The organism is Photobacterium sp. GB-210 (assembly GCF_003026075.1).
In the GTDB taxonomy this organism is placed as follows: domain Bacteria; phylum Pseudomonadota; class Gammaproteobacteria; order Enterobacterales; family Vibrionaceae; genus Photobacterium.
The window spans coordinates 543963-553321 of record NZ_PYNU01000001.1 but is presented as its reverse complement, the minus strand read 5'-3'; the positions used below and the strand labels follow the sequence as shown (position 1 = coordinate 553321).

General features: G+C 39.9%; 7 protein-coding genes. 5 read left to right on the top strand and 2 right to left on the bottom strand.

The genetic code is table 11. The features are described from left to right. Window positions 1-93 precede the first annotated feature (93 nt). On the bottom strand, window positions 94-1608 hold the full coding sequence (locus tag C9J38_RS02555) for a fumarate hydratase (RefSeq protein WP_045083029.1): 1515 nt from the start codon (window positions 1606-1608) through the stop codon (window positions 94-96). A gap of 174 nt (window positions 1609-1782) precedes the next feature. Here C9J38_RS02555 and pabB point away from each other — a divergent pair, with 174 nt between their 5' ends. From pabB to C9J38_RS02530, 5 genes are all read left to right on the top strand, one after another. After that, window positions 1783-3183, top strand: coding sequence for an aminodeoxychorismate synthase component I (gene pabB / locus C9J38_RS02550; RefSeq protein ID WP_199189312.1), 1401 nt, complete (start codon window positions 1783-1785; stop codon window positions 3181-3183). Window positions 3184-3264: 81 nt separating this feature from the next. Further along, complete coding sequence (locus C9J38_RS02545) at window positions 3265-3873, top strand: CoA pyrophosphatase (RefSeq protein WP_107205728.1); 609 nt, start codon at window positions 3265-3267, stop codon at window positions 3871-3873. Between the two features lie 187 nt (window positions 3874-4060). After that, the gene (locus tag C9J38_RS02540) at window positions 4061-5314 is read left to right on the top strand and encodes an amino acid permease (protein WP_107205727.1); all 1254 of its coding nucleotides are present in this window, start codon (window positions 4061-4063) and stop codon (window positions 5312-5314) included. A gap of 237 nt (window positions 5315-5551) precedes the next feature. Next, entirely contained in the window at window positions 5552-6913 is a 1362-nt protein-coding gene (locus C9J38_RS02535) for an L-serine ammonia-lyase (RefSeq protein WP_107205726.1), read from the top strand. A 358-nt stretch (window positions 6914-7271) separates the two neighbouring features. Further along, entirely contained in the window at window positions 7272-8153 is an 882-nt protein-coding gene (locus C9J38_RS02530; protein ID WP_107205725.1) for an AraC family transcriptional regulator, read from the top strand. A gap of 101 nt (window positions 8154-8254) precedes the next feature. On the opposite strand, the gene C9J38_RS02525 is transcribed toward C9J38_RS02530, so the two are convergent. After that, window positions 8255-8845: a GPR1/FUN34/YaaH family transporter gene (locus C9J38_RS02525; protein ID WP_107205724.1), complete on the bottom strand. Its 591-nt coding sequence runs from the start codon at window positions 8843-8845 to the stop codon at window positions 8255-8257. Window positions 8846-9359: the final 514 nt, after the last annotated feature.

The window sequence follows — 9359 nt, the reverse complement described above, 5'->3', positions numbered from 1 at the left end:
ATGAAAATAGAGTCAATATCACAATCCTTTTAAGATTAAAGAGACAATAAAAAAGGAGCACAAGGCTCCTTTTCTTAGATATGCTTATATAGCTTACTTTTCCATTTCAGCGATATTTACACGCCATGTATCAGGGCCTGTTTGGTGAGCATTAGTACCATTAGAATCAACGGCTACTGTTACTGGCATATCTTCGACTTCAAATTCATAAATCGCTTCCATACCCAGATCTTCAAACGCCACGACACGTGATTTTTTAATCGCTTTGGCAACTAAATAAGCAGCGCCACCGACAGCCATTAAGTAAACAGCTTTATGCTGCTTGATTGACTCGATTGCCGCTGGACCACGCTCAGCTTTACCAATCATTCCCGTTAGACCCGTTTCACCTAACATCATGTCGGTAAATTTATCCATACGCGTTGAGGTTGTAGGACCCGCTGGACCCACGACTTCATCCCCTACTGCATCAACAGGACCAACGTAGTAAATGAAACGATTATTAAAATCAACGCCTTCAGGTAAACCTTCACCTTTGGCTAACATTTCTTGAATACGTTTATGCGCAGCATCACGACCAGTTAAAATCTTACCAGACAGTAAAACAGTCTCACCTGATTTCCACTCTTGAACATCTGCTTTCGTAACCGTATCTAAATTTACGCGACGAACGCTATCACCCACTTCCCATGTCACTTCAGGCCAATCTTCTAACTTAGGCGGTGTTAATTCTGCAGGGCCAGTACCATCTAAAGTAAAGTGCACGTGACGTGTTGCGGCACAGTTAGGGATCATACAAACAGGCTTCGATGCCGCATGTGTTGGTGCGGATTTAATTTTTATATCAAGAACTGTTGTTAAACCACCTAAACCTTGCGCACCAATACCGAGTTTGTTAACACGATCAAAGATATCTAAGCGTAATGCTTCTTCTGTTGTTTGTGCCCCACGCTCTTTCAACTCATGAATATCAATTGATTCCATTAATGATTCTTTCGCAAGCACAGCCGCTTTTTCTGCGGTTCCGCCGATACCAATACCCAACATGCCAGGAGGACACCAGCCAGCCCCCATCAGTGGTACTGTTTTTTCAACCCACTCAGCAATGTCATCAGATGGGTTTAACATCACCATTTTGGTTTTATTTTCAGAGCCGCCACCTTTAGCAGCTAACTGAATTTCAACCTTATCACCTGGCACCATATCAATATGAACAACAGCTGGTGCATTATCTTTCGTATTAATACGACGACCTGCAGGATCCGCAACAACCGATGCACGTAACGGGTTATCTTGGTTGGTATAACCTTGACGCACACCTTCATCAATCATTTGTTGTACAGTAAGATCGCTATCCCACTGTACGTTCATACCAATCTTCACGAAACAGGTAACGATCCCTGTGTCTTGACAGATTGGACGATGCCCTTCGGCAGACATACGAGAGTTTATTAAAATTTGTGCGATCGCATCTTTTGCGGCTTGGCTTTGCTCTTTGTTATAGGCTTTTTCTAAAGCTTGCACAAAATCCAGTGGGTGGTAGTAAGAAATATATTGTAATGCATCTGCCACACTACTAATTACGTCTTCTTTGCGGATGACAGTCATAGTTGCCCTCGTTGAGTTATATCATTCCATAGCGCCCGAAATTTACTTTCAATTTTGTAGGGACGATGTTCACATTAAGTACATGCACATCTTTGGGCGTCGTTATCTGAATATGATACTCTTGCACTTATTATTGCGCTACGCGCCAATCAAACTCTTGTCACAAAAAAGAAAATGATTTGTAAATCACACCCAAAATTAAGCATTACGTCGCTCGCCTACTCAAAAGATGCGGCATTGACATGGTTTGCACCACTCTCTGGTTTGCCATGGGCAATGCTATTACGCTCGGCAGCAGAAAATCATCCAGATAACCGTTTTGACATTATCGTTGCTGATCCTTTAGCCACTATTGAATCAGAAAATGGGATTAGCAAGGTCTGCTATGCAAATGGTGCAGAAGAAACGTACACCGATGATCCATTTGCATTAGTACAAACATTACAAGCGCAGTTATTACCTGCAGTTAGCCCAATGATGACACTGCCATTTATTGGTGGAGCATTAGGCTACTTTAGTTACGATTTAGGTCGTCAGGTTGAAAATATCTCAACAATTGCTGAACATGACATTCCGCTACCTGATTTAGCATTAGGGATCTATGACTGGGCATTAATTGTGGATCATCAAGAACAAACGGTAACGCTAGTAGAGCCAAAAGAGACTAAGCGTCAAACATGGCTTGAACAGCAGCTTACGACATTCTCACAACAACAACCCGCAACAGATTTAAACCTTGTTGATAGCTTTTCTTTAACATCTGATTGGTCATCCAATATGACCAAAGAGGATTACTGTAACAAATTTAACAAAATCCAAGATTATCTATTGTCTGGCGATTGTTATCAAATCAACTTGGCGCAACGTTTTTCTGCCAATTATACCGGCGATGAATGGCAAGCATATCTAACTCTTGAAACAGAAAACGGAGCGCCATTCTCTGGTTTTATTCGTTTAAAACAAGGTGCGATTTTATCGGTATCTCCAGAGCGTTTTTTACAACTTCGTGATGGACTGATTGAAACTAAACCGATTAAAGGGACTCGACCACGTAGCAAAAATACCGCTCAAGACAATGCCAATGCTTTCGCTCTTCAAAATGCTGAAAAAGATCGTGCAGAAAACTTAATGATTGTCGATTTACTGCGTAATGATATTGGTCGTGTTGCCACACCCGGTACCGTACGAGTACCACATCTTTTTAAGATTGAAAGTTTTCCTGCCGTACATCACTTAGTGAGTACCGTCTCAGGCGAATTACCAGCAGATCACAATGCGACAGATCTATTAAAAGCATGTTTCCCCGGTGGTTCAATAACAGGTGCTCCGAAAGTACGAGCCATGGAAATTATTGAAGAGTTAGAACCGCACCGCCGCAGTATTTATTGTGGCAGCATCGGTTATATCAGCCGTTGTGGCACAATGGATACCAGTATTACGATTCGTACATTGGTGGCTAATGAACAAAAAATTCATGCGTGGGCTGGAGGCGGGATTGTTGCTGATAGTGATCCAGATAGCGAATATCAAGAAACACTCGACAAATTGAGTAAGATTCTGCCAACCTTACAATAGGTACAGATAAATACATCATAATGATATTTAAAATAAAAAGTATTTAAGATGAAAGCACTTTCATTTGACTAACGAGGTTTTATGGTTGGACAGCAGCAAATTTTAAGTCGATTTCTTCTTGCACCAAGTCTTCAATATGATCAAAACCATCAAGATCGAATTCGACAGCACTGGGAAGACGCATCCCTATTTAAACAAGCTGCTGTTTTGATCCCTCTCGTTTATCGCGAAAATGGCTTTAATGTCGTATTAACGCGAAGGGCAAAACACCTTAAACACCACCCAGGACAAATTGCTTTTCCTGGTGGACGATTTGAACCGACAGATGAGGATTTAATCGCAACCGCTATTCGTGAAACATTTGAAGAAACGAATATTACTTGTTCTCGCAATGATGTACACGGTTGTCTTTCTACCTTACCGACCATGAGCGGGTATATGGTCACGCCTTTTATCGCCACAATAGATCCAGATTACATCCCTATCGCAGATCCCAATGAAGTCGATTGCATTTTTGAAGCGCCTCTGAACCATTTGCTTAACCCAAACAATATTCGCCAATATAAATTCCTACTTAATGGCAATAATCACAATGTATATAACATCCCGTTTAAGAATTATTCTGTATGGGGAGCAACCGCTCAAATGATAAAACTACTTTCAGATCAAATTTGGCATGATGATTTATAGGCTATTAGCTGTTTTTTTAGCTTCTACCAAATTTAAAACTGTGAGCTAAGTCTTCTTTATTTGTACAACAAATAAAGACAGCTTACATAACGCGATCTTTATCATTGTAATCCCGCCATAAATAACGAGAATGCACGTGTTCCTAAAACAACGTTCCGTTCCGTTCCTTTTTTTTGGATGACAAAAAATGCAAAACACATCGACCGCAGTACAAACTGATGTAGCAAAATCACGTTGGACTTACAAAGATTTCACATGGGCATTGTCTCTATTCGGCACAGCTGTAGGTGCAGGTGTTCTATTCCTTCCAATTAAAGCAGGTGCGGGCGGTTTCTGGCCGTTAGTTATTTTAGCACTGATTGCAGCACCAATGACTTGGCTTGCACACAAAGGCTTAGCACGTTTTGTTCTTTCAGCTAAAAATCCAAACGCTGACATTACTGATACCGTTGAAGAACACTACGGTAAAACAGGTGCCAACCTTATTACATTCGCTTATTTCTTTGCTATCTACCCTATCGTTCTTATCTATGGTGTAGGTATTACCAACACTGTTGACTCATTCATGGTTAACCAACTAGGTATGGATTCTGTTCCTCGTTGGCTTCTATCAGGCGTCCTTATCTCGCTAATGACAGCTGGCGTTGTATTTGGTAAAGAACTAATGCTTAAGGCAACATCAGCAATGGTTTACCCTCTGGTTATCATTCTGCTTGCTCTGTCTATTTACCTTATTCCTGATTGGAACATGTCAATGGTGTCTGTGGCACCTGATTGGTCATCAATGCCTACTGTTATTTGGCTAGCAATTCCAATCATCGTGTTCTCTTTCAACCACAGCCCAATTATCAGCCAGTTTGCAAAAGAACAACGTCATGTATACGGTGACGATGCAGTAAAGAAAACTGACATGATCACTGGCGGCGCAGCAATGATGCTAATGGGCTTTGTCATGTTCTTTGTATTCTCTGTTGTACTGTCTATGACACCAGAGCAGTTGAACATGGCAAAAGAACAAAATATCTCTGTTCTTTCTTACCTAGCAAACATTAAAGATTCACCAGCAATTTCTTACTTAGGTCCACTGGTTGCATTTGCTGCTATTACTTCAAGCTACTTCGGTCACTTCCTAGGTGCACATGAAGGTCTTGTTGGCCTAACGAAATCTCGTAGCAAAATGCCGGTTGGTAAAATTGAAAAACTATCTCTAGCATTTATTGTTGTGACAACATGGATTGTAGCAATCATCAACCCAAGCATCCTTGGTATGATTGAAACAATGGGCGCACCAATGATTGCAGCAATTCTGTTCCTAATGCCAGTTGTTGCGATGCAGAAAGTACCAGCAATGGCGAAATACAAAACCTCTGTTGCTGCACGTATTTTCACTGCTCTGTGTGGTGTGGCTGCGATTACTTCAGTAATTTACGGCGCTTTTTAATAGCACTTGAACCAGGCGCGATACAAACACAAAAATACTTCTTTTTTGAAGCATAAAGTGCAAGAAAAGGTATAGCGTTCTGGTACAATAAACGCAATCTATACGATAATTAAGAGCAGGATGCTAAGCGCCCTGCTCTTGTTTTTTAAGTACGCTCGCCAAGGAAGGGGCGAGTCATAAAACGCATACAGTCTTGGCCGGAGGCAAGAATCGCTTCCCCCGACTGAGGTAATAAACATGATCAGTGTTTTTGATATTTACAAAATCGGTGTGGGCCCTTCCAGCTCACATACTGTTGGCCCAATGAAAGCAGGTAAAGAGTTCATCGATGATTTACGTGCCATGGGTAAATTACGTGACATAACTAAAATTACCGTTGACGTATACGGCTCTCTTTCTCTTACAGGTAAAGGACACCATACTGATATTGCAATCATTATGGGTCTTGCTGGTAACAGCCCTGAGCATGTTGATATCGATAGTATTCCAAGCTTTATTGCCCGTGTTGAAGAAACCGAACGTCTACCTGTTGGTATGCATTGCCACACAGTAGATTTCCCACGTGATGGTGGTATGAATTTCCATACGACTAACCTTTCACTGCACGAAAACGGCATGTCTATTCATGCTTGGATTGGTGATGAGAACGTTTTCTCTAAGACTTACTACTCTATCGGTGGTGGTTTTATTGTTGATGAAGAAAACTTTGGTAAAACGCAAGAATCAAGTGTTGTTATCCCTTACCCTTTCAACTATGCCTCTGAACTTGTTGAACAATGTAAAGAGCACGGTTTATCAATCAGCTCTTTAGTTATGGCTAACGAACGTGCAATGAACGCTGAAGATGAGATTAGTAATTACTTTGCTAACATCTGGAAAACAATGCGTGATTGTATGGAACGTGGTATGAACGAAGAAGGTATCCTACCGGGTCCTCTACGTGTTCCTCGTCGTGCAGCAGCACTTCGTCAACAGCTAATAACATCTGAAAAGCTAAGCAACGATCCAATGACGGTTGTTGACTGGGTTAACATGTTTGCTTTTGCTGTAAACGAAGAAAATGCAGCAGGTGGTCGTGTTGTAACCGCACCGACAAACGGCGCATGTGGCATTATTCCAGCAGTACTTGCTTACTACGATAAGTTTGTTCAGTCAGTTGGCCCTAAAGAATACACCCGCTACTTTGCAGCTTCTGGTGCTGTTGGTGGTCTTTACAAGCGTAATGCTTCTATCTCTGGCGCTGAAGTAGGCTGTCAGGGCGAAGTTGGCGTGGCATGTTCTATGGCTGCTGCTGGTCTTGCAGAACTTATGGGGGGTAGCCCTGAACAAGTATGTATGGCTGCAGAAATTGCAATGGAACATAACCTTGGTCTAACGTGTGATCCTGTTGCTGGCCAAGTTCAGGTTCCATGTATCGAGCGTAACGGCATTGCAGCAGTTAAAGCAATTAATGCTACACGTATGGCACTTCGCCGCTCATCTGATCCCCGTGTTTCACTTGATAAAGTCATTGAGACAATGCTTGAAACAGGTAAAGACATGAATGCTAAATACCGTGAGACATCTCAAGGTGGTCTAGCGATTAAGGTTATTTGCTAATCTTTAAGCGTAAACTTGTTAGAAAAGCTGCTTTCAAAGCAGCTTTTTTTATGCCTTTCATCTATAACAGTAGCGTGATAAATAGCATAATATCCCGTATATAGAGCATAAGACCTAAATTACTTAGATTCACATATCAAGATGTATCCATTTTATATAGATAAACATACTCAATATGATCAATAACAAAAGTTGAGTAGATTTCATCTATTCAACCGTTTCTTTTAGTCCTATACTCACACGCATGTACCTTGGTATCAGCATATTCCAACATAGAATACCGGTACATATAGGACGGCCGCCTAATTATGGTGTGTAATGAAGGATTTATTTCCACTTTTAGAGAAGCAGTACTGGTATGAAATATAAGCGTATCCTCTCTCAGAGCCACGTAGTTCTAAAAGAGTTTTATGTCGACCACCACTTAATTGTAAAATTATCAAATGTTCAAGGTGATGTTCACATCAACGGTCATGCTATTGAATTAAAAAATAATAGTACTTTTGTCGTTCCTAAGTTCAGTCATATCTCTTGTTCTATTAATCAACTTAATAGCCAAGAAAATATTGAATTACAATTGTTGATGATCGATGAAGAATCTATCACTGAAGCATTCAAATATATCAGTGCGTTAAAACAACCCACTTTCCCAACGGCAAGTTGTTCTCCTGTCTACACGATTCCAACCCCTGCAATTGTGGATCAAAACTTCGTTCTATTTAATAAATTACTGCCTTCGATATGTGGCTCTTCCATGGAAAAAACGCTGCTAAGCCAGTGTTTAGTCTTTATTTTAATGGCATTAAATGAAGCAGGTATTGATGTATTCAACGTTTACCGCTTCAACTATGATGAGCCTAAAGAGCGAACTATTGCGCGTTTGATTACCCAAGATCCTCAACGCAAATGGAGTGTCGACGATATGGCGAAAGCGCTCTTTACAACGCAATCAACACTGCGTCGACATTTGGCAAAAGAAGGGGTTTCATTTAGCCAATTATTACTTGATGTTAGAATGGGTTTAGCCTTGAACTACCTTACTTTTTCAAATTATTCTATTTCACAAATAGGTAATCGATCTGGTTTTGGTAGTGCTGCATATTTTTGCGATGCATTTAAACGTAAATATGGCATTACGCCTTCTCAGTTTAGAACAACATCACGTCAAGAAAATGATGTTAGCCCTGAAGGCCACTTTACCTTTAAACCTAACATTCAAATTACTGAATCTTGCATCTAACTATTATTTTTCTCCCATGTGATAACGTTATTTTCATAGATTTCAGATATAAAAAAACCTCGTTAATTAACGAGGTTTTTTTGTCTCAATACTTCGCAAAATTAAGCAGCAGCTTTTAGGCTTACTTGCTCAGTCTTCAGCTCACCAACAGGTAAGATTGTACGACCGTATTCAGCATTTAATACCTGAGCCATTGCAAAGTAAATTGCACTTAGACCACAGAAAATACCTTCTATACCCGCGATGAAACCAATTGTCGTATTACCCGTAAAATCACGAGCCGCTAATAAGAAGAATAAAATAGTTAGAGAACCAAATACTACTTGTTTAGCACGAGGGTAACGTAAAGAACCGATAAACATAAATGCAGTAAATAGGCCCCAAAGTGTTAGGTACCAAGCCATGAACGGTGCAGGGCTTGCTGCAAACCCCATCTTCGGTAATGCAATAAGACCGACTAGCGTTAACCAAAATAAGCCATAAGAAGTAAACGCTGTTGTTCCAAACGTATCACCACGCTTAAAGCACATCATGCCTACAAGAATTTGACCTAGACCACCATAGAAAATACCCATCGCTAGGATCATTGAATCCAATGGAAAAAAACCAGCATTATGAATGTTTAAAAGAACGGTAGTCATACCAAAACCCATTAAGCCTAAAGGCGCTGGGTTCGCTAATTTCGTAGACATGTATTTCCCCTGCAGGAGTAATTCAACAAAAGTGATAAATTTTAAAATATAGATGCATGCTAAATGCGCCGCGAATTCTAATTGATGGTGCGATCCAGATCAATGGTTAACCACGGAAAAAGGCAATAAAGTGAGAAAAAGTGCGAAAACATTCTATTTTGTAAAGAATTTTAATAATAACATCTAATGAATTTTGTTAGAGAATATGAATTTATGAATAACTATATTCCATAATGGAATAATAATACCTTATGTAAATTCAAGATATTGATTTAATTGAATTAAATAAAGATAAAAAATTAAAAATTTCATTCCATATAATTCAACAAAACAAGCGCCATATAATTTTCCAATGCCAAACATCATCTATTTGTCATACGAATGATCATATTTAACTAGAAATAGATAACTAAATGGCACTTTCATCACGATTTATGCTTAAAAGCGATATAAATCGCATTATTAAACAATGCTTATATTCAACATCATGATGATCATATTGTTAACTTATTTA

Excerpts from the sequence above, each read along its gene's own strand:
- C9J38_RS02555 (WP_045083029.1), bottom strand. The coding sequence starts at position 1,608 with ATGACTGTCATCCGCAAAGAAGACGTAATTAGTAGTGTGGCAGATGCA.
- C9J38_RS02540 (WP_107205727.1), top strand. The coding sequence starts at position 4,061 with ATGCAAAACACATCGACCGCAGTACAAACTGATGTAGCAAAATCACGT.
- C9J38_RS02530 (WP_107205725.1), top strand. The coding sequence starts at position 7,272 with ATGAAATATAAGCGTATCCTCTCTCAGAGCCACGTAGTTCTAAAAGAG.
- C9J38_RS02545 (WP_107205728.1), top strand. The coding sequence starts at position 3,265 with ATGGTTGGACAGCAGCAAATTTTAAGTCGATTTCTTCTTGCACCAAGT.
- pabB (WP_199189312.1), top strand. The coding sequence starts at position 1,783 with ATGATTTGTAAATCACACCCAAAATTAAGCATTACGTCGCTCGCCTAC.
- C9J38_RS02525 (WP_107205724.1), bottom strand. The coding sequence starts at position 8,845 with ATGTCTACGAAATTAGCGAACCCAGCGCCTTTAGGCTTAATGGGTTTT.
- C9J38_RS02535 (WP_107205726.1), top strand. The coding sequence starts at position 5,552 with ATGATCAGTGTTTTTGATATTTACAAAATCGGTGTGGGCCCTTCCAGC.